This window comes from Zavarzinella sp. (assembly GCA_041399155.1).
Taxonomy (GTDB): domain Bacteria; phylum Planctomycetota; class Planctomycetia; order Gemmatales; family Gemmataceae; genus JAWKTI01.
In genome coordinates this window covers 1428410-1448338 of the sequence record JAWKTI010000001.1, presented here as the reverse complement: position 1 = coordinate 1448338, position 19929 = coordinate 1428410, and the positions used below count along the sequence as shown (strand labels likewise).

The following is a 19929-nucleotide window of genomic DNA, read 5'->3' as shown; positions in this document are numbered from 1 at the left end:
ACTTTGTAATTCTTCAGTTCCAGGCAAAGAAGGTGCAGCTGTGCTCCTCTGGGGATGAAATGGAGATACTCTGGTAACCTTCATGGCTCTTTTTGACAACCAGCTGGAATTGCAGAAGATTTTCCAAACTTGTTTTCAGCAGTAAGAGATCCTGAACTTGAAATACAAGATTCGCACCACCTGAAAGAGCAGTGCTATTGGCTTTCAACGCTAATTTCACTCCAGGGAGTTCTAAGAGTGCAAAATTTCCAACCCGATCCAACAGGAGCAACTTGACATCCAGCACCTGACCAAGAATCTGTTGAAACCAGTCTAAAACATGGTCCAGTTGCCGCACTGTCAGTTCCAACATGTAAAAACCTGTCGAGTTATCGGTTTGCTGCATCATTGCTGCAGTAGCTCTTTTTCGCTATCCAATTGCGGTTTCACTACCTTCAAGCCAACCACTCCAAAAGTTAGCAATCCTCCGATCATTAATACCACAATGACCAATTTCCCGCGGCCATCGTACATGTTCAACAGGCTCAGCACAATCTGCAGGCTAAGTCCAAGGCCTACGATGCCTCCGGTAACCATAATTGCCATCGCAAAATAAGGCCCCACTCCCTCCAGACGTGCCAGCCACCAGCAGGCAATATCTGCAACTTGTGCCACAAGTACCGTGGGTGCGATAAGGCACCGCAAGCTTTTCGAATAGCTGGTGAATGCGAAAATGAGCCCACTGAACGCCCACAACACAGAAAAACTCAACAAGTGCGCGTGGGTGGATTGTGTCAGTGATTCCACGGACAATTGCTTCTGTTTTGCTTCTTTCCAAGGGTCTTTCACATTTGCTACTGCTTTTTTTGGTTGATCGCCAGCAGGTTTTGGTGCTTCCGTGGCAAATGTCTTCGTTAAACCTGTGAAGGCTTTCTCATTAGATAACACGTAAGAATCTTTGTCGTAAGATTCTTTGTCCGAACCAGTTTCCAACCATTCCAGCATCGCCAGTTTTTCAAGCTTTCGACCTTCAACTGCTTTGGGATCACCTTTGATATCGTCCCAATCCAGTGCTTGGTCAGTAAACGCACGTGCCATATCCTTAGCGGACCATTTCACACCCGGCCCTGAAACGGCACTGTGCATTTTGTTGACCGGGTGGGAGCTTTCTTTTTTCAAATATTCTGCTAGAGCTTCCCAATTGTGCATTGGTGCATCGTCTTTCTCACCATCCGGGGAGTGGCACCATGCACAACGTTCATTAATTAATGAACGAATTTTAACCGCCATCACCATTTCACCAGCTGGTTTCGCATCTTTATCCAGCTTTACTTCTTCTGCAGGTTTGGCCGCAGGTGCTTCTGGTTTTGGAACGGTGGGCCATGGAACTCCGGAAAAATGCGCTACCAGCTCTTTGACGCCTGGCATCGGCTGACCTGGCTCGGCATGTTTAAAGTGGATCTGCGCCATGCCCCAAAAATACCCCAGCCCCACAGAAAGTAAAAATACCGTGAGAACCAGCTTCACTGGCAAAGGAAGCTGTTTTAAACCCCACTCGGCTTGGCTATCATTTGTCATCTGGCCCACCCATTAAGAATTACTCATATTTTTGGCAGCAGTTCCTCAACCGCTTTCATCACCAGTTGTTTTGCGTGCGGTAAATCCGTGTGGATCATTGCACCAGCAGCCATGCGATGGCCACCGCCTGAAAACCTTTCAGCCAAGAGACTTACGTCAACGGATTCACTACTGCGAAAGCTGACTTTGGTGCCTCCGGTTGGCTGTTCGATGAAAATCATTGCCAGTTCCACACCCATGATCGAGCGTGGGTAATTAATCAGATCTTCCGTGTCTGCAGGAGTAGCCTGGCATTCCATGTAATCGTTCAAATAGATTTCTGTGGAAGCAACTTTCCCAGCAAATTCCATCGAAATCCTGCTGAGAGCCACTCCAGTCAAACGAAAACGGCCAAAACTATTGTTCTCGTAAAGTAATTGGTACAGTTTCGTGGGGTTGGCACCACATTTCACGAGATGGGCAGCAGCTTCGTAAGTAGAAACTTTTGTGGAACTGTGCCGAAACCACCCCGTATCGGTGGCAATGGCAGCGAACAAATCGCTGGCAATTTCTACTGTGGGCTGAATTTTGAGGTGTTGTGCAAAATCATACACCATTCTTCCAGCGGCTTCAGAGTTCGTATCCTGCATCAACACACCACCGAATCCATCCTGTGTGCGATGGTGATCAATGACCGCACGGGGCAAGTCGGAATTTTTTAGAAAATCACCAAAATCACCGAGTTGGTTATAAGTGCCCGTATCCAGAATCACAATCGCTTGAATATCCTTCAATGTGGGATCTTCAACGTTGAATCGTTCGATTGGAGAGTGGGGGCGGTCAAAAAACTGATACCGCGGGTACAAATTGCTGGCGATGAAAACTCTGACCGATTTTCCCAGCGTTCTGAGAATACCGGCGAATGCCTGCTGGGATCCCAACGCGTCCGCATCGGGCCGCACATGGGTCATCAGCAAGAATCGATCATATTTTTCGATAAAAGTTTGTAGCGGAGACCAATTCACAACAATATGTCCATCCAGCGGTAATACGGCAATTATAGTCGATTTCCGCCCAATTCAATGAGACAGTCGTCGTTTCACTGATGAATTGAGTTGAGTTGGGTAATGAAAAAGAATTAAATTCTTACCCAAACACCCTGGTTTAAATATGAAAGAAATCTCATTTGGTATTCTTCCTAATTCCGATTGCAACAATTGCTCCAACTTTGCCGATAGTAATACGGATTATCCAATTAGCTGATGAAGAGATATCTGTATGACCGTCAGTCCTTCGCGCCGAGAAGTCCTCCAAACTGCAGCAGTAATCGGTACATTGGCGACCATGACCCAAAGCGCCTCTCCTGTGCAGGCGCTGGGAATGAAATCTTCGAACGGGTCAGTGAAGGGCAAGATGTCCGGCGCAATGGCGGTGGTGGAATCTCTGATTCAGGAAGGGTGCGAATGCGTCTACGGCATTCCTGGTGCACAGGAAAATGAACTGTGGGATGCAATGAAAACCAAAGGATTACCTTATCTCCTTTGTACACATGAATTTTCAGCATCCTGCATGGCTGATGGCTACGCACGCAGCAAAGGTAAACCGGGTGTTCTTTGCGTGGTTCCTGGGCCTGGTGTTACGAATTCATTAAGTGGTATCGGCGAAGCTCTGATCGATTCTGTCCCACTGGTCTGCATTGTGGGGGATATAGCACAGGGGAAAGAGTTTCGACCATTTCAGGTACACTGCCTCGACCAGGTTGCCTTATTGAAACCTGTCACGAAAGGTGTTTACCACGTTGAAGACGTTTCGCAAATAGCCAATGGTGTCCGGCATGCGTTTCGACTGGCAATGGAAGGTGAACCTGGCCCTGTTGCCGTTGTAATCCCATTTACCATGTTGGTAGAAACAGCAGAGTTCGATTCCCCACCGCTGGAACCAGCGCCATTACCATTTGATGAAAAAACTTTCCAGGAAGCACTAGCCCTTTTGTCCAAACAGGACCTTCGGGTGGGCATCTATGCTGGCCAGGGCTGTCAGGATTATTCAGAACTACTCGGCAAACTAGCCGAGGTCCTTCAGGCCCCAGTGGCTACCAGTGTTTCGGGCAAAGGGGTGATTTCTGATCGTCATCCATTTTCCGTTGGCTGGGGATATGGTTCCCACGCTACCCACTGTGCCGAAAAAATATTTACTCCAGGAATGCTTGAAATGCATGGTGGGGTAGATCTGGTGCTGGCGATTGGTGTTCGTTACAGCGAAGTTTCAACAGGGTTTTATAACCAGCCCAAAATGAAACACGCCATCCATGTGGATGCCAATGCAGCGAATCTAGGCAAAGTTTTACAGACAGATGTCTGTGTGCATGCTGATGCGGGTCTGTTTATGAGTAAATTATTAGAATTTGCTCCCATCCTGCAGCGGGAAACAGATGAAAAATTACTGAAAAAGATTCGCACTTGTCGAATGGATGATCGCAAAAAATACGCAGAACTACACACGAAATGTGGCTGTGATCCCATGGCATTCGTCTTGCAACTACGGGAAGAACTGCCTGATGATGGTTTGACATTCGTTGATGTCACAGTCACAGAACATCTCGCCGCAGAAGCATTTCAGGTGGTGCAGCCACGGACTTATTTTAATCCCACGGACAATCAGGCGATGGGGTGGTCGATTCCTGCGGCTATTGGTGCCCAGCGAGTACACCCACACCGGCCAGTAGTCACGATCACTGGCGATGGGTGCATGCTGATGTCTGCGATGGAAATGACCACCGCAGCTCGGGAAAATCTACCAGTGAAGTTCTTCATTCTCGACGATCAGGCTTACCACTACATGCAAATGTTGCAGAAAGCTGCTTATTTACGCACCACTGCGACGATTCTGGCTCGCATGAATTACCCCGAAATGGCAAAGGCATTTGGTTTGGGATATCTGGAAATCGACCATACTTCGAAGTTAAGTTCTGGCATCAAAGCAGCGTTGGAATATCCTGGACCGGTATTAGTGCGAGTGGTAACCGATTATCGCGATCGTAGTATTCGCTGGCTGGAAGCAGTTCGACGAAGGTACACCAGGGAGCTAACCACTGCACAGAAATTGAGATTTGGGTCGCGTTTAGGCAGTCGAGCAATAGAATTCCAGCGTGCAAACGATTAATGAGCAAGGTTTATGAAAGCATTTTTGGCCACAGCGCTATTCTTTCTGTGCAACAACCTTCTGCAAGGTGGGGACCCATTTCTAGAAAAAGCAAAGCCACTTGTGGACAAAATTGTTGATAAGGAGCTAGCTTCGATTGCACAAATATACAAAGAACTACATAAGAATCCAGAATTATCACTTCAGGAAGTGCGGACAGCAAAAATTTTAGCCACAGAATTAAAACAATTAGGTTTTACAGTTGCGGAGCAGATAGGCAAAACGGGAATTGTGGGGGTATTAAAAAACGGTGAAGGGCCTGTTGTGCTGGTCCGCACCGACATGGATGGTTTGCCGATTGTGGAAGCCACCGGTGCAGAATACGCAAGCACCATCCAGACGCGGGATCGTGTGGGACGGGAAGTTGGTGTCATGCACGCCTGCGGACACGATATCCATATGGCAAATTGGATCGGTACCGCACGCACATTAGTACAGATGAAAGAACATTGGCGTGGCACGTTGGTAATGATAGGTCAACCAGCCGAAGAAATTGGTGCCGGGGCCCGCATGATGTTGGCTGAAGGCCTTTATCGCAAATTCCCAAAACCCGATTTTTGCATTGCTTTGCATGCCGATTCGCAATTGGCTGCTGGCAAAATCCATTACACTTCTGGTTTGGCAATGGCAAATGTGGATACGGTCGAAATTATTATCCATGGGAAAGGTGGTCACGGATCGGCTCCCCACGTTTGTATTGATCCGATCGTCATTGCTGCAAAACTGATTCTGGACCTCCAAACCATCGCCAGTCGTCAGACCGACCCGAAAGATGCGGTAGTGGTGACAATTGGCTCAATTCACGCAGGTACAAAGGCGAATATCATTCCGAATGAGGCAACGCTACAGATCACTGTCCGTACTACAAAAGAAACGACTCGAAAAGCAGTTTTGGAAGCAATTGAGAAAAAGGCAAAAGCAGCAGCCCTGGCTTCTGATGCCCCACCACCAGAGGTGAAAATATTCTGGGATGAATTTACGCCAAAACTGGAAAACGATCCGAAATTAACAGCCAGCATTGCAGGTTTGTTTGAGGACTTGATCGGGAAAGAAAATGTGATTCCACGGCAATTTATTCTGGGTGGAGAAGATTTTTCCCGCTACGCCTTGAATGGACAAATTCCGATCTTCATGTACTATCTTGGAGCTGTGGAACCTGAAAAATATCAGGAGTCTATCGAAAAAGGCATCGCGTTGCCTGGTGCCCACACAGATAAATATCTCCCAAACATCAATTTAACATTGAAAACCGGTATGACCACACTAAGCCTGGCAGTGATGAAATTGTTGCCAGCAAAATAACAGGGATCCCAAAACAAACTTTAGTTTGACAGGATCAATCGCCGATTATTTTACTGTTAGTGCCTGCAAAATCGGATTATTGTGATTGATTCCACCCCCATGCTCGACCGCATTGCTTTGCTCAGCAATCGAATTGCTGACTTGGGGAATTTGTCCGCACGAAACAGAGTGACAGAGCAGTCGGCGACGATTCCAATTCTTCAGCCAACGACCACACAATTTACGACTGCGCTCTCGACAGATTCCAGCCTCAGATACCTTTTGAAAGAAATCCAGGTAATCCATGCGCAATTACAACGGATTCATCAGGAACTTGGAACAATAACTGGTATTGGTCCTGAATTATGCTGGCAGTTGGTTCAGTGGCATCTGAAACAATGTGTTCGGGAAGTGCGGGAATTGTTGCAATTCTTTCAGGTGCAATACCACGCACCCCAACATGTTGAACTGAATCTGACAATACCAGCGACATCTCTGGAGCAGATTCAAAAAAGAAAGAAACACCTGGACAAGTTATACGAACGTGCCATAACTATTGGCGTATTGAAGGACAAGCTGATCAATGTCATGAACTCCCTTTATCTGGGTGAGAAAATCACTGAGGATACATTAACTGACCTGATGCATCAGATCACAACCTCAGAAATGACACGCGTCAGCACACTAGCCGAAAACAGTGCGTATGCGAACGCAACTGAAAAATACACAGATAAGCTGCCCGATTTGATTCTCTTTGTTGCCACGCATGCGATGAATCGAACAATTGTTCTTCAACACGTGCTTTCTTCTACATTTTGCTCTGATGTGGTGAGAGAACAGATTTTGATCAGTTCGCTAATCATGGACGTTGGGATGATTCAATCAGGAAAGCACCTGTTCACAGCGAATGGGCCTTTGAATGATCAGCAATTAGCGGATCTGCAAAAACATGTGATTCGAAGTGTGGAAATCGCAAACACTTGCTTGCCCGGGAAATACCGCCAGGTTCCTGAGTTGATACGAAACCACCACGAAAGGATTGATGGTAGTGGGTATCCGGAAGGCAGTATAGAAAAACAATTAACCACTGAATCGGAATTACTGGGAATTGTAGATACCTATACCGCACTGCGGGAAAATCGGCCTTATCGCAAAGCAAAGCCCGCGAACATAGCATTGAATGAGATGAATCTGTTAGCAGAGGCTGGACATTTTCGATACCAGACAATGCAATCCTTGAATAAACTGGGGCAGTATCCTGCTGGAACGATTGTGGAATTGTCGAGTGGTGAGATTGGTTATGTCCATGCCAACCTTACAACAGACCAGCGTCAAATGGTAAAACCGATTGTGCAAATCCTTCTGGATCTGCACAAACAGCCCCTTACCTGGCATAAACAAATCGATTTTTCAAAAAATCGGGATATTCAAATCACCAGAATTCTTGCACAAGGCCAGGCTTTTCGTTATCTGGCAGACACCACTTTTGAGTGGGCATTATTGTCTTAATGTTTAGATCAATGTTGAACTAGTTTGGCTGATTAACGAATGCGCCAAATTGCTCCGCTGATAATCCCCAGTTTGATACAGGTGGGTGCAGATCCCATGGAAAATCGCGTTCTAATCCAGCTGCGGTTTCGAGTAATTGTTGATCGGTTCCTGGTGGAGATGAAAGCTGAATTGCCATCGGCAAGCCACCGTCTGACAACCGTACCGGCATACAAACTGTTGGCCAACCAAGCAGGCTCCATGGAGTATTAAATCTAGGATCACCCGTTGTAGAACTTTCTGGTGCTGGTGAAGGGATCGCTGGAGTGATCAAAATCCGGTTCCGCCAAAGATCGATGGCTTCGTCTCGTAATTTTTTCTGAGAATCCAACAGTTGCTGATACTCTCGCTGCGAAAATTTCTGGCCATGCCGTATCAGCCTGGTGATATTCGGTGGATAATCTTCTGGTTGATCATGAAAACGGTAAGCGTGAACCTGGCTTGCTTCAATTGCCATAATATTCAGGTGGACTTCATCGATATCATTCCATGACGAAGGAGTTTCCTCCAACTGATCGACTGAAAGCAAATCACAACAATGCTGCATCATCGATTTGATTTGATGATCCAAATTTTTCGAGAAATACCCGCCTAAATTCAGCAATGATAAAGGTAGATGACGATTAGAAGTGCCCTGCCCTGCAAGTATTTTCCACAGTAACTGCAAATCCTGGATTCTTTTAGCCATCCAGCCAAGATGATCCAATGACGGGGCCAGTGGCAGCACACCTTTCAGCGAAATGGCACCCCAGGTGGGCTTAAATCCATAAACACCACAATAAGCTGCTGGTCGAATAACTGACCCACCTGTTTGAGTTCCTAATGCAACCTGAACCTGTCCCAGTGACACAGCTACTGCAGAACCTGAACTACTACCACCGGGAGTGTGTTGTATATTCCATGGATTCAACGCAGGAGAAGGATCGAACGATGCATATGCTGTCGTGGTAGTTTTGCCAACGATCTTCAAACCTGCAGCACGCAATAATCGCACGCATTCAGCATCTTCTGCAGCTGGGTGATTGCCCATGCCCTGGCTACCCGCCTTCGTTGGTAACCCTGCCACGTCGATAATATCTTTGACACCTAGTGTTACATTTTGCATTGATCTCACTCGACTGATCATCCGGATTGAAACAGTTCAGTCAGTTACTCCATGCAGGTAAAGTTTGCCTGGTTTAACAGCATTTTTGCCCGGATGCAGATGTTGAACTCAATTGTATTCACCACAAAGTACGAATGAACTGATAATGGCTGCTACCCGTGTGAAAATAACAATGCGATTGAAGACACTATTCTGCCTCTGTTTCGTGGGATTCCAGGTGAATTCCGCAAACTCACAGCAAAAATATGCCATCGATCAACATCTGCTTTTAAAGCACGATGGTACCTGGGACCGTCGTGTTGTCGTGGTTTCAGCGAAGCTATTACCCGATGGTACCTACGAATATCGAGTAAAAGCAATCGATAATGGCGAAGATCTCAAGCTAATAGATGGCAAAAACGGCCTACAACAGATCTCCAACACTGTCGCAAAAGCGAATCAGCCAACAATGGCTGCACCATTACCCCAGCCTCCAACGAAACTTGTTTTAAAAGATCACTCGAATGATCCGCTGCTAAAATCGGGATTAGCCAGGGCGCCTGTTCCGATACCTGGTATTCCACAAAAAAATAACGAAAAAACTCATTTAGATAGTGAGAAATCTCTAACAGAACCTCGAGTGACTATTTCGACTTCGGTACCCATTGAAAAGAGAATTGGAACTGTTGATCCAGCGGGGACAGCGCATGTGACCGTTCCTGTCAGACAGCCACAAATGATTGTTCCCGCCGCTGGACTTGTCGATCCTGTGCCAATAATGCATCAACCACCGATGACCGCGGTTGGAAAATACCGTGAAATCGAGCCAGTCCCGATTGGTTTTCGCATGCCTGTGGGCGGGACTGTCATCCAGAAACAAGCTCACCACGAAAGTGTGGTGGGCTTACAGAACATGATTCAGCAAACCCTTCTGCCATCGGTGCGGGAGAGATTGCTGGAGAATCTCGCAGAACATCCCGCAGCCAAGTCTTCTGAAGTGCGATCATTTTTAATGGATCTTGTAATGAACGACCCCGCACCCAATGTGCGGGCAGGTGCCATCCGAGGTTTGCGAAGAATTGGAGTCGTTGATTCTTCATTCCGGGCCATGCTGGTCAAGGCAGAAAATGATTCGGAGAAAATAGTGCAGGAAGAGGCACGAAAAACAATTTCGTTTTATAGTCCTCAATCAAAGTGATTACTTTTCAGCTAATAGTTTTTCTACCGCTTCTTCCAAATCCTTGCCCCGTACATTCTTGTAGCGGATGACACCTTTGGCATCAATCACATAAATGGTTGGGAGGGAATTCACATTCCATTTCTCGAATAAAGGACCACCTTTTTGCCACCAGTGTACCCATGGCATTTCGGTTGTTTTCAGAAACTCAGTTAATTCTTCCTTACCATCGTCTGCGCTGATGCTGACAAGAACGAAAGGCTTCTCTTTTAATTTTTTTACCATTTCCCGTTCATGAGGAATCATCTGTTTGCACGGCCCGCACCAGGTAGCCCAGAAATCAAGCACAACTACTTTTCCACGAAAATCAGAAAGTTTTGCTGGTTTATCAGTCGAGACATCAACAGATTCTGCATCTGGAGCTATTTTGCCCACGGAAAGATTTTTGATTTCAAACAGAGTACGTTTTACCGATTCACCCAAAGTTCCGCTTGGTCCTTTCACATCTGCAAACTCTTTTTCAATCCGTAGAAAATATTGTTCTGCTTCTTTTGCTGATTCAGGATCGGAAGAACCACGTGCCAGTTCACCTAATGCAAGGCAAGCCAGGCCTTGCATGGTTTTGTCTGGGTTCTTATCAAGCACTTTCTTTAAAAATGGTTTTGCAGCAACGGGCGCTCCACCGATCGAATTTTCAACAAAAGGCTTTATTGCTGCAGTGGTGGTTAATTTGTCTAACGCATCGACCACTTCAGGGTTTTTGGTATCAAAGGCAAATAATGCCATTGTCAGCATCTCTGCTGCCACTTCATCGGTACCATTCTCTTTTACCAAAGCCAGAATCCGTGGCAGAAAATCTTTTTCTTTAGGAAGTTTTTCTGCGGCAGCTTTTTCGTCAGCTTCGGTTGTTGCTCTCCGTATTGCCACAGAATAGGCCCGGCGTGCATCAACAAAATCCTTAATAATTTTGTCCATGGCATCCTGGCGTGCATTCGCTTGTGCCATCAGTGGCATTGATGATAAAATTATCACAAAGCCCGCAATCAGTTGTTTCATTCGTTCTCCATTTCCAAACATGTTCAATTTGTAGACGTTACAACCATTTCATTCATTCGGTTGCACCGAACGTGCACAGCGAAAACCAGTGTGGCACGCAGCATCATTGGGTGGGTTTGCATCGCGAGCATAAGGCACATACCGCTTACAGTAATCATCTGCACACAGATAAGAACCACCTCTACGAACTCGGGCAGGTCCAGTACTTGGGTGCAGGTGGGTGGCATGCTCTCCTGTTTCAGGCCCTTGGGGATCTTTTTTTGGACTAACTTTGTAGTACTCTCTTGCAAACCAGTCGCTACACCACTCCCAGGCATTGCCACTGATATCATAAAGACCGTAACCATTTGGCGGATAGGAGGCAATGGGTGCTAGACCGGCGAAGCCGTCCTCGGCAGTATCCTTCGTTGGAAAGAAGCCCTGATAGGTATTGGCAAACCACTTGCCATTAGTGCCCTGGACTTCATTTCCCCAGCAGTATGGATGACTTTCCAATCCACCACGGCAAGCATACTCAAATTCAGCTTCAGTCGGCAGGCGTTTCTTGGCCCACTTACAATATGCCATCGCATCATCCCAGGAGATGTGCACTACTGGGTGCAGTTCTTTGCCAACAATATCGGAGCCAGGCCCATCCGGGTGCCGCCAATCGGCACCGTAAACTGCCTGCCACCATGGTGGACTGCCTTCACCTGTTTCCGTTCCATCAGGGATTTTAAAGCAAATTGAGAACGGTTTTAGTGCTTCAGGGGGCAAATTGGGAAAATCTTTCTGAAACAATTCACGTTCAGCAATTGTTTTGTATCCAGTAGACTGAACGAATTCTTCAAATTGTTTGTTCGTTACTTCATAACGGTCCAACCAGAATGCTGAAATTTCCACTTCGTGTGCTGGTCCGTAGCTGGGATCGCTGAAATCAGCGCCCATCGTGAACTTACCAGCAGGGATGAGTACCATCTCTCCCACCATTGGCTGGTGCTTGTGTGGAACAGTTTGGGTTACTGGTTCTGTCCGGGAACTGCATGCAGCAGAGATGAGAACAAGCAGTCCACCTGTTATTACCGCGCAGAGCTTTGCGAACATGGTTACATCTCGGATAGAAAATCTACTTCTATCCTAGTGTAAATCGAAAAGGTGGTCATCTGTAAAGGGAAATTAGCACTTACGGATGACACCAATCAGCACACCCAGAATTTTGATATCCTTGGAAGGGTCGACAATGATTGGTTGCATAGAAGAATTCGCTGGTTCCAGAATGATCTGTGAATGACGGTGGTAAAATCGCTTCAAAGTAGCTGCACCATCGATCATAGCGATAACCCGTTCACCATTCTCTGCAGTATCCTGCTTGCGGATGATAACGATGTCGCCATCAGTGATGTAGTCTTCAATCATCGATTGGCCACGCACCTGCAGGGCATAATTTGTTTTTCCTGGAAAAATTTGCCCTAGTTCCAGTTTCTCGTTCTGTGGAACTACTTCCAGACCTGTACCAGCGGAGACAAAACCAAGCATAGGGATGCTCAAAATAGCTTTTTTATCACCAGGAATGCTGATCGCACGTGCGGCAGCTTTGCCCTCAGCTCCCTTATTGCGTTCGATGTAACCTTTCTTTTCCAGTGCTTTCAAATGGCACACCACACCGTTGGGTGACACAATTTCAAAGGCATCGCCAATTTCGCGAATTGAAGGAGGATATCCGAATTCCGCGATTTTTTCCAAGATAAAGCTATAAATCTCCGCCTGCCGTTTTGTCAGTGTTACTTGATTTGTCATGTTCCAACTTCCTTAAGTTACTGGGGTGTTTGCTCCTGGGTGCAAACTCTTTATGTAAATCAGTATACATGACAAAATTACACAAGTGAAGTGGATTGCACAAAAAAAATTGATTTTTTTGAAATTTTTTTTACTACCACATCCGTCTACCTGCCACTTTTGTAGATCGTAAATCACGGAATATGCTGCACAACGGACTGAAAATTCCTGCTTTATGAATAAATAAACAGGTAACATCTGCTTATCAGCCGTGGTGTTCACGACTGTAACTAATATCTGGAAAATAATGGATCCCCATCAACTGTACTTGAACCAACTTCTTGATTCCAAGGAGTGCTCTACTGAAAGTTTGCAGCTCTTTCTGAACGATTTGTTGCACCATCGCATTGAACAAGAACTGGCCGCTGCGATTTTAATCGCCTTGCGGGTGCGTGGTGAAACTGGTGAAGAACTGGCTGCTGCTGCCCAGTTGCTTCGTTCCATGATGCACCCACTGTCACGGGATGAGCGTACAGTTGCAGATACTTGCGGTACTGGCGGGGATAACAGCCACACATTCAACATTAGTACTGCCACTGCATTTGTGGCGGCTGCCAGTGGTGTGCGGATCGCCAAACACGGGAATCGGGCCGTCAGCAGCACCAGTGGCAGCTCCGATGTACTGAGTGCTCTTGGCATCAATGTAGAATCGGGCATCCGTTGGGCAGAAAAAACGCTGCGGGATAATGGAATCGCCTTCTGTTTTGCCCCACACTACCACCCTTCAATGGCGGCAGTGGCTGGTTTGCGGGCAAAATTAAAGACCCGCACAATTTTCAATCTGCTTGGTCCATTATTAAACCCAGCAAGTGCTGATTATCAGATACTTGGCGTTGGTCGGCCTGAACTCGCAAACCGGCTAGCCAAAGCACTATGGCATTCAACCATCAAACGAGCATTTGTACTTCACAGTCGTGATGGACTGGACGAGATTTCGCTGGCTGCACCAACAGACGTAATCGAAGTGATTCCTGGATATGAAATCATTCACCATGTCTGGAATGAAGGGGATTTTGGGCTCCCTGCAGTTCCAAGAGAAGCAATTCTTGTGCATTCTGCTATTGAAAGTGCCACGCTGATTACAGATATTTTACACGGAAAGGCTTGTCCCGCCCGTGATGTAGTACTGGCAAACAGTGCTGCACTGCTTTATCTCGTTGGTGCATGCAAATCGCTTGCAGAAGGGACCCATTTGACATTACAATCAATTCAAAGTGGCGCAGCGTGGGAGAAAGTTCGGGCATTAGCAGCCAGTTCCAGTGAGAAAGAGTAAATGGCAACTAAAAAACTCTTCGTAATTTCCGATCTCGGTATTGATGGGGCATTTGCTCTAGCTTTATTGCTAAATGATCCTGCCTTCGATGTGATTGGTATCTCGGCTAGTGCGGGAAATCCATCCTATAAACAAGCCACCCAGAATCTTTCGGTAGTGCTGCATGCATTTGATTTAGGCAGAATGCCGCGTTTGGGGGCAGCACCTGAAATCGAATACGGAATTGATGGAAGTGACTTGCATGGCAGCGATGGCTTAGCGGAGTTACATTTCCCTGAAGTAAATCTCCATCAGCAGATCAACGGGGATAAACTGTTGATGGAGTTGGCAAAAATGCATCCCAATGAGATTACTACTGTCATTCTTGGCCCATGCACCGTCATGGCACGTGCTCTGGAGCGATTTCCGGAACTACCTAACTACCTTGCAGGAACTGTTATTGTTGGTGGGGCTGTGCAGGCACCCGGTGAAACCAATGCGGTTGCTGATTTTCATTTCACATGCGATCCTGAAGCTGCCAGAACAGTTGTTCAATCGTTTGACAATCCGTTCCTGATCCCATTGGATGTCACACGGAAGTTCTGTATGGCACCAAGTCGGCTGGATTTTCTTCGCACCGCACCGTCGCCAGTAAGTAATTTTCTGAATCAATTGCTACCGTTTGGCATTCGTCGAGCTTGTAATGTCCTGGGTATCGAAGGGTTACCACTGGGAGATGTTGCCGCTTACCTCTTTCTGGCAGCGCCGGAATTATTCAGTTGGGAAAAAGTGGATCTGGATGTCGAAATTAAAGGCGAACTGACCCGAGGGATGACCGTAATTGACCGCCGAAGCCCACCTGCGGGTGTACCTAAACCAAAATCAGATTGAAAATCGGTGTTTACAGATTTGGTGAGTTATGTTAAGCTGGTCAGAATGTTCAACCTAGGCAAGTCGACCAACCTTTGGAGATCAAGGATGATCCGACCGAACACTACTAAATGGAATCAAACCACCGATGATTTGCGTCGCCTGGCTCTGGAATCCGAGCATCCTCGTACTCGGGAGCGGTTTATGGCTTTGTACCAAATTGCTCTTGGTCACACTAACGCAACTGCTTATGCCGCAGAAATTGGACGTTGCGACGATGTGTTGTTGAACTGGGTTCATAAATATAACAACCATGGACCTGACGCCTTGATTTATCGGCGTACTGGCGGCCGTGTCCCCCTTTTGTCCAGTCGCAGATAGAGCAGATCGTTGATGCCGTTCTGAAAAGCGATCCGGTAGATCACCAATTGCCAGGCCACGGATGGACGATCAGGAAGTTGTGCAACTGGATCGGTTGTCAATTCCAGCGGTATGTATCTCGGAATACCGTGCGGCGGATCCTGCAATTAGCGGGATTGAGCTGGAAGAAATGCAAGAAACTGTTCGGCAAAGGGGACCCTGAAAAGCGGGCCGAATACCTGAAACAGTTCGCGGATATGTACCAGCAAATGTGTCGCGGCGATATCGTGATCATTTATATTGATGAATCCCATTTTCATCGTGATATGGACTTGGGCTATACTTGGTGGAAGCAAGGGAGAATCGGCTTGGCGAGTGAGTGATTGCCCTCCGCTGTCCGATCGCATCAACTGGTATGGTGCTTACAATTTCAGTGCTGGTGCATGTTTGATCTGGAACGAAGGCAAATGCAACAAGGAAAACACGGCTGAATTTTTTGCACCGAGTGAACGATTGGGTAGAAAGACAAGGTCGACGTGTTGTGGTAATTTGGGATGGAGCACCTTGGCACAAGGCGAAGTTCGTTCGAACCAAAGCCAGCGAGTTGGACATCGAAATAGTAGTTTTGCCCAGTTATAGTCCCGATTTCAATCCCATTGAAGGGTTATGGAAATGGATGCGTGAAGAGGTCACGCAACATTGTTGTTTTGCAACCTTGCGTGACTTGTTCGACGCTTGCAAAGGATTCATCGATACATTGAATGAAACTCCGGATGAAATAATTAAAAGACTGTGGCCAAGATTTGAAGTCGATCCTCAAGCGGAAAAACTCCGATTTTCAATCTGATTTTGGTTTAATTGTAATTTACTAGTGGATGCGGAATGGGATGCAGCAATGACTTACTGCTACCAAATGATGAGGAAACTATGAAAAATTGACCTGTTTTTGCAATTCGTCCAACCTGGTGCGTTTCTTCTGACAACAATTGAAGCGAGATTTACATGAAGACTTTCTCATTTTTATGCGTTCTTATTTTTGGGAATGCACTTTCGGCACAAGATCCATTGCTGACTCCTACTAATGAAGAACTTTCAACGGCAATGAGAACATTGCTTGTAACGGCTGTGCCCGACCCACTTGTAGCCCAGGACATGGGGTGGGGTGATCAGAAGAATGTCACGAATGGTGTCACATGGAAAAAGCGAGGCATTTTTCTGAAACCAGAAAGACAAATGAAATTGCAGAATGATGGCATGTGGCGGAGAATCCGGATCGAAGCCGATGATCCTGAGAAAAATCTCACATTATTAGTGAATAATATCCGGCAGGTTGAAAAAGGCCGACTACTGTTCGACGTTCATGTGACGATGAAAACAAAAATCAAATTTGAACAGCAACTCTGGACTCGTGGCACACGGGTTTACAGCGGGGAAACACGGGCGCGCTGCCGACCGATCGTATTTCTGGAGTGCGAAAACACCACCAAAGTCGTGAAAACTGGTAAGTTTCTTCCAGATATCACGATGCGAATGCGTGTCTTGAAGGCATCGCTGAACTACGATCAATTTGTCGTGGACCATACCGCTGGTGTCGGGGGAGATTTCGCAAAATTAGTCGGTGAAGGGGTATTTGAAACGGTGCGTACTCTCCGTCCTTCACTGGAAAAGGACATGCTCAATAAAGCAAACGAAGCAATCGTAAAAGCGGGCGATACCAAAGAAATCAAAGTCAGCTTCGCAAAATTCCTTGATTCGATGGAATAACATCAAGCTTCAGCCTGTTGTAATTGTTCTTCCAGATCTGCAGTTAATTGCGACGTACCTTTGCATTTTGGATACTTGGTACACCCAAGGAAGTAATTTCCACGAGCTTTCCGCAATTTCATTGCACTGCCACATTCCGGACAGGTCTGCTTAACCTCAACCTCAGGCAGTTGTTCCGTTTCTTTTTCCTTTTTGGGGTACAGATGCTTCAGTTTTTCCTTCAATTCCGCAGGTACCGATTTGGCATTACGGCATTTCGGGTACCCACTGCAGGATAAAAACGGCCCACGCCAGCTTTTCTTTACAATCATCTTACTGCCACATTTTTCACAATTCATCCCAGTATCGATTGGTGGGACGGGCTTGCCATCTGGCCCCGCTTCGATGGTATTATTGCATTCTTTGTTGCGACATGTGAAATATGGACCAGCTTTCCCCTGACGCCAAAGTAATTTCGCATGGCAGGCGGGACATTCTTCATCGGTTGGTTTACAAGTAACCACAATTTCGCCGTTTGGCCCCAGGTTGGCGATCGTATTACATCCTGAACCATCAGCCTGATAGCCAGTACAGCTCAAAAAGGTCCCCCACCGACTGGATCGCTGTTTCATCGGCTGCCCGCACGTCGGGCAATGCACTTCCACCAGGGCCAAATCAGCCTGACCTTCCTGCGGCTTGATGTAATCGCACGGATTTTCTTTGTCTTTCCACGCAGAACAGCCCACAAAATAGCCTTTTCGCTTCGAACTGTACATTCGGACCAGTGGTCGAGAGCATTTCGGACATGGCTCACCAGTTTCCTGGCCTTTCTGGACGGGCATATTGCTGTCAGCGGCTGCTAATGCCGATTTAAACGGCTTCCAGAACTCATCGAGCACCGCCTCAAACTTCATTTTGCCATCTGCCACCTGATCCAGTTCTTCCTCGAAGTGGGAAGTGAATTTCAGATTCAGCACCTGAGGGAAGTGAGCCACAAGAAGGTCGTTGACCATTTTGCCAAGTTCAGTGGCAAAAAACCGGCGATCCTGCAGTTCCACGTACCCTTTCTTGGTAATGTTGCTGATAATCGTGGCATAGGTACTTGGGCGACCAATCCCTTCTTTTTCCAACATTTTTACCAACGAGGCTTCGTTGTAACGGGATGGTGGCTGGGTGAAGTGCTGGGTAGCGGATAGCCCATGGCGAAGTAAGTCCTGCCTTGCGACAACGGGGGGCAGTGTGACGTCTTCCTGACGACCTGCAGGCCATACCTTTCGATAACCAGCAAATTTTTCTATTTGACCTTTGGCTCGAAATATTGCCTGTCCTGCCTGGATGTCTATGGTGGTAACTGCCACAATTGCAGCACTCATCTGACTGGCAACAAATCGATCGTAAATCAGCTTATATAGCTTGAATTGGTCGCCATCCAGGTATGCCTGAACACGTTCCGGTGTCATGGCCAAATCAATTGGTCGAATCGCTTCGTGAGCTTCCTGAGCACTTTTACCAGATTTGTAGTAATTTGGCTTCGCAGGCAGGTAAGCAGGGCCGTGAACCGCTTCAATATGTTCACGCACCATTTTCATCGCATCTTCAGAAATTCGAGTGCTGTCCGTTCGCATGTAAGTGATCAGTGCGACCTGACCAGACGACCCCATGTTCACACCCTCGTACAAGCGTTGGGCATTCAACATGGTACGAACTGCCGAAAATCGCAGACGGGTGCTGGCTTGTTGCTGCAATGTCGATGTGGTGAACGGTGGTGGTGCATGATCGTTACGATCCTTCTGTTCAATGGTCGCAATTTTGAAATTGGCGTTATCCAATGCACTCAAGTACTGATCAATTTCCGATTCTGATGCCGCTTTGAATGATGCCCCGTCCCACTGGTGGAGTTCTGCAATAAAGTACCCCTCAGGTGGGTGAAAGGCACCTTTTCGTTGTTCTTTTACCGGTTCGTTTTTGCTGATAGCGGTACTTTTTTCCCCATCTTCGGATTCGCTGTCTTCATCAACATCATCGGATTCCTGCTTCTTTTTGGCATAAACCTTCAGTGGAAACTGGTTACCAATCTGTAACTTTGCAGCTTCCATGGGAGATAACAAAGCCAGAATTTTCCAATACTCTTCGGATTGAAATGCCTCGATTTCCCTTTCTCTTTCAACCACCATCCGCACTGCTACCGACTGCACGCGGCCAGCACTCAACCCGCGAGAGACTTTTTTGCCAAGCAGATTGCTCAGTGGATAACCCACGAGTCGATCCAAAGCACGTCTGGCTTCCTGGGCGGCAACCAGATTGTCGTCGATGGCACGAGCATCCTGAAGTGCTTTCAATACTGCTTTTTTCGTAATTTCATTGAAAGTAATTCGTTTCGTTCGTTCCGGGTCAAGTCCCAGGGCCTCTTCAATATGCCAGGCAATAGATTCGCCCTCGCGGTCCGGGTCAGTTGCCAGATAAATATGTTCCGCACGGTCGGATTCTCTCTGTAACTCCTGTAAAATATCCTGCGTGCTGCGGCGTCCTTTCCCACCTGTGTCACTGCGGTCGATTACCTGATAACGCAGTTCCCAATTGCTGTTGATATCGATCCCAACCACTTCTTCATTTCGTAATTTCCCACTGATCGGCAGATCGCGAACATGGCCATAGCTGGCACGCACACGGTAACCCGAGCCAAGATATTTTTCAATCGTTTTTGCTTTGGATGGGGATTCCACGATAATTAAATTGCCGGAACGAGCTCCCTGATATCCACTGGGTTCCAATCGGCTTGGTGTCACTTTAGCGACTGCAGTTTTCGAAGGAGTTTTTTTTGCAACAGCTTTCGTTGCTTTCGCAGCAGGCTTTTTAGGTGGTGCGGTTTTCTTCTTCGGTTCTGCTTTCTTTCGTGGTGCCATTAGTTCCGTGTCCAGCAATTTCGTTGTGGAGAATCAATACTTCCGATTCAGCCTGCGTGCCGATCGAATCATCGCCTTAGAGTCATTTGTCCAGATTATCGTT

At 46.9% G+C, this 19929-nt stretch carries 17 protein-coding genes and 1 pseudogene; 9 read left to right on the top strand and 9 right to left on the bottom strand.

The window, feature by feature from the left end; all coding sequences use genetic code 11:
- Positions 1-13 precede the first annotated feature (13 nt).
- Genes R3B84_06060 through R3B84_06050 form a run of 3 tightly spaced genes read right to left on the bottom strand, consistent with a single transcriptional unit; the run spans position 14 to position 2561 of the window.
- Complete coding sequence (locus R3B84_06060; GenBank protein ID MEZ6140118.1) at positions 14-352, bottom strand: hypothetical protein; 339 nt, start codon at positions 350-352, stop codon at positions 14-16.
- A 32-nt stretch (positions 353-384) separates the two neighbouring features.
- Positions 385-1557: a hypothetical protein gene (locus R3B84_06055; protein ID MEZ6140117.1), complete on the bottom strand. Its 1173-nt coding sequence runs from the start codon at positions 1555-1557 to the stop codon at positions 385-387.
- A gap of 23 nt (positions 1558-1580) precedes the next feature.
- A complete protein-coding gene (locus R3B84_06050) occupies positions 1581-2561 on the bottom strand; it encodes a bifunctional oligoribonuclease/PAP phosphatase NrnA (GenBank protein ID MEZ6140116.1) in 981 nt (326 codons plus the stop codon).
- A 388-nt stretch (positions 2562-2949) separates the two neighbouring features.
- Between R3B84_06050 and R3B84_06045 the strand changes: the two genes are divergently transcribed.
- The 3 genes from R3B84_06045 to R3B84_06035 all read left to right on the top strand — a co-directional run bounded on the left by R3B84_06045 (position 2950) and on the right by R3B84_06035 (position 7527).
- A complete protein-coding gene (locus R3B84_06045) occupies positions 2950-4698 on the top strand; it encodes a thiamine pyrophosphate-binding protein (protein MEZ6140115.1) in 1749 nt (582 codons plus the stop codon).
- Between the two features lie 12 nt (positions 4699-4710).
- Positions 4711-6039 (top strand): amidohydrolase, encoded by a 1329-nt coding sequence (locus tag R3B84_06040; GenBank protein ID MEZ6140114.1) that lies wholly within the window; start codon positions 4711-4713, stop codon positions 6037-6039.
- 81 nt (positions 6040-6120) lie between these two features.
- Complete coding sequence (locus R3B84_06035) at positions 6121-7527, top strand: HD domain-containing phosphohydrolase (GenBank protein ID MEZ6140113.1); 1407 nt, start codon at positions 6121-6123, stop codon at positions 7525-7527.
- Between the two features lie 19 nt (positions 7528-7546).
- Here R3B84_06035 and R3B84_06030 read toward each other — a convergent pair whose 3' ends face one another.
- On the bottom strand, positions 7547-8671 hold the full coding sequence (locus R3B84_06030; GenBank protein MEZ6140112.1) for an amidase: 1125 nt from the start codon (positions 8669-8671) through the stop codon (positions 7547-7549).
- A gap of 217 nt (positions 8672-8888) precedes the next feature.
- Between R3B84_06030 and R3B84_06025 the strand changes: the two genes are divergently transcribed.
- Complete coding sequence (locus R3B84_06025; protein MEZ6140111.1) at positions 8889-9848, top strand: HEAT repeat domain-containing protein; 960 nt, start codon at positions 8889-8891, stop codon at positions 9846-9848.
- Here the strand turns inward: R3B84_06025 and R3B84_06020 are convergent, their stop codons facing one another.
- The 3 genes from R3B84_06020 to lexA form a co-directional block, all read right to left on the bottom strand.
- A complete protein-coding gene (locus R3B84_06020) occupies positions 9849-10883 on the bottom strand; it encodes a TlpA disulfide reductase family protein (GenBank protein MEZ6140110.1) in 1035 nt (344 codons plus the stop codon).
- A 48-nt stretch (positions 10884-10931) separates the two neighbouring features.
- Complete coding sequence (locus R3B84_06015; protein MEZ6140109.1) at positions 10932-11840, bottom strand: formylglycine-generating enzyme family protein; 909 nt, start codon at positions 11838-11840, stop codon at positions 10932-10934.
- A 198-nt stretch (positions 11841-12038) separates the two neighbouring features.
- On the bottom strand, positions 12039-12659 hold the full coding sequence (gene lexA / locus R3B84_06010; protein MEZ6140108.1) for a transcriptional repressor LexA: 621 nt from the start codon (positions 12657-12659) through the stop codon (positions 12039-12041).
- A 286-nt stretch (positions 12660-12945) separates the two neighbouring features.
- Here lexA and trpD point away from each other — a divergent pair, with 286 nt between their 5' ends.
- Positions 12946-13971, top strand: a complete 1026-nt coding sequence (gene trpD / locus R3B84_06005; GenBank protein MEZ6140107.1) for an anthranilate phosphoribosyltransferase — start codon at positions 12946-12948, stop codon at positions 13969-13971.
- Positions 13972-14841, top strand: a complete 870-nt coding sequence (locus R3B84_06000) for a nucleoside hydrolase (GenBank protein MEZ6140106.1) — start codon at positions 13972-13974, stop codon at positions 14839-14841.
- A gap of 311 nt (positions 14842-15152) precedes the next feature.
- Here R3B84_06000 and R3B84_05995 read toward each other — a convergent pair whose 3' ends face one another.
- The gene (locus R3B84_05995; protein ID MEZ6140105.1) at positions 15153-15302 is read right to left on the bottom strand and encodes a hypothetical protein; all 150 of its coding nucleotides are present in this window, start codon (positions 15300-15302) and stop codon (positions 15153-15155) included.
- On the opposite strand from R3B84_05995, the gene R3B84_05990 reads away from it, so the two are divergent.
- The 3 genes and pseudogenes from R3B84_05990 to R3B84_05980 all read left to right on the top strand — a co-directional run bounded on the left by R3B84_05990 (position 15249) and on the right by R3B84_05980 (position 16944).
- On the top strand, positions 15249-15563 hold the full coding sequence (locus R3B84_05990) for a winged helix-turn-helix domain-containing protein (protein ID MEZ6140104.1): 315 nt from the start codon (positions 15249-15251) through the stop codon (positions 15561-15563). The genes R3B84_05995 and R3B84_05990 overlap by 54 nt on opposite strands.
- Positions 15564-15664: 101 nt before the next feature.
- Positions 15665-16027, top strand: a pseudogene (locus R3B84_05985) (transposase).
- A gap of 155 nt (positions 16028-16182) precedes the next feature.
- Complete coding sequence (locus R3B84_05980; protein ID MEZ6140103.1) at positions 16183-16944, top strand: hypothetical protein; 762 nt, start codon at positions 16183-16185, stop codon at positions 16942-16944.
- A 2-nt stretch (positions 16945-16946) separates the two neighbouring features.
- Here R3B84_05980 and topA read toward each other — a convergent pair whose 3' ends face one another.
- Positions 16947-19826 (bottom strand): type I DNA topoisomerase, encoded by a 2880-nt coding sequence (topA, locus tag R3B84_05975; protein MEZ6140102.1) that lies wholly within the window; start codon positions 19824-19826, stop codon positions 16947-16949.
- Positions 19827-19929: the final 103 nt, after the last annotated feature.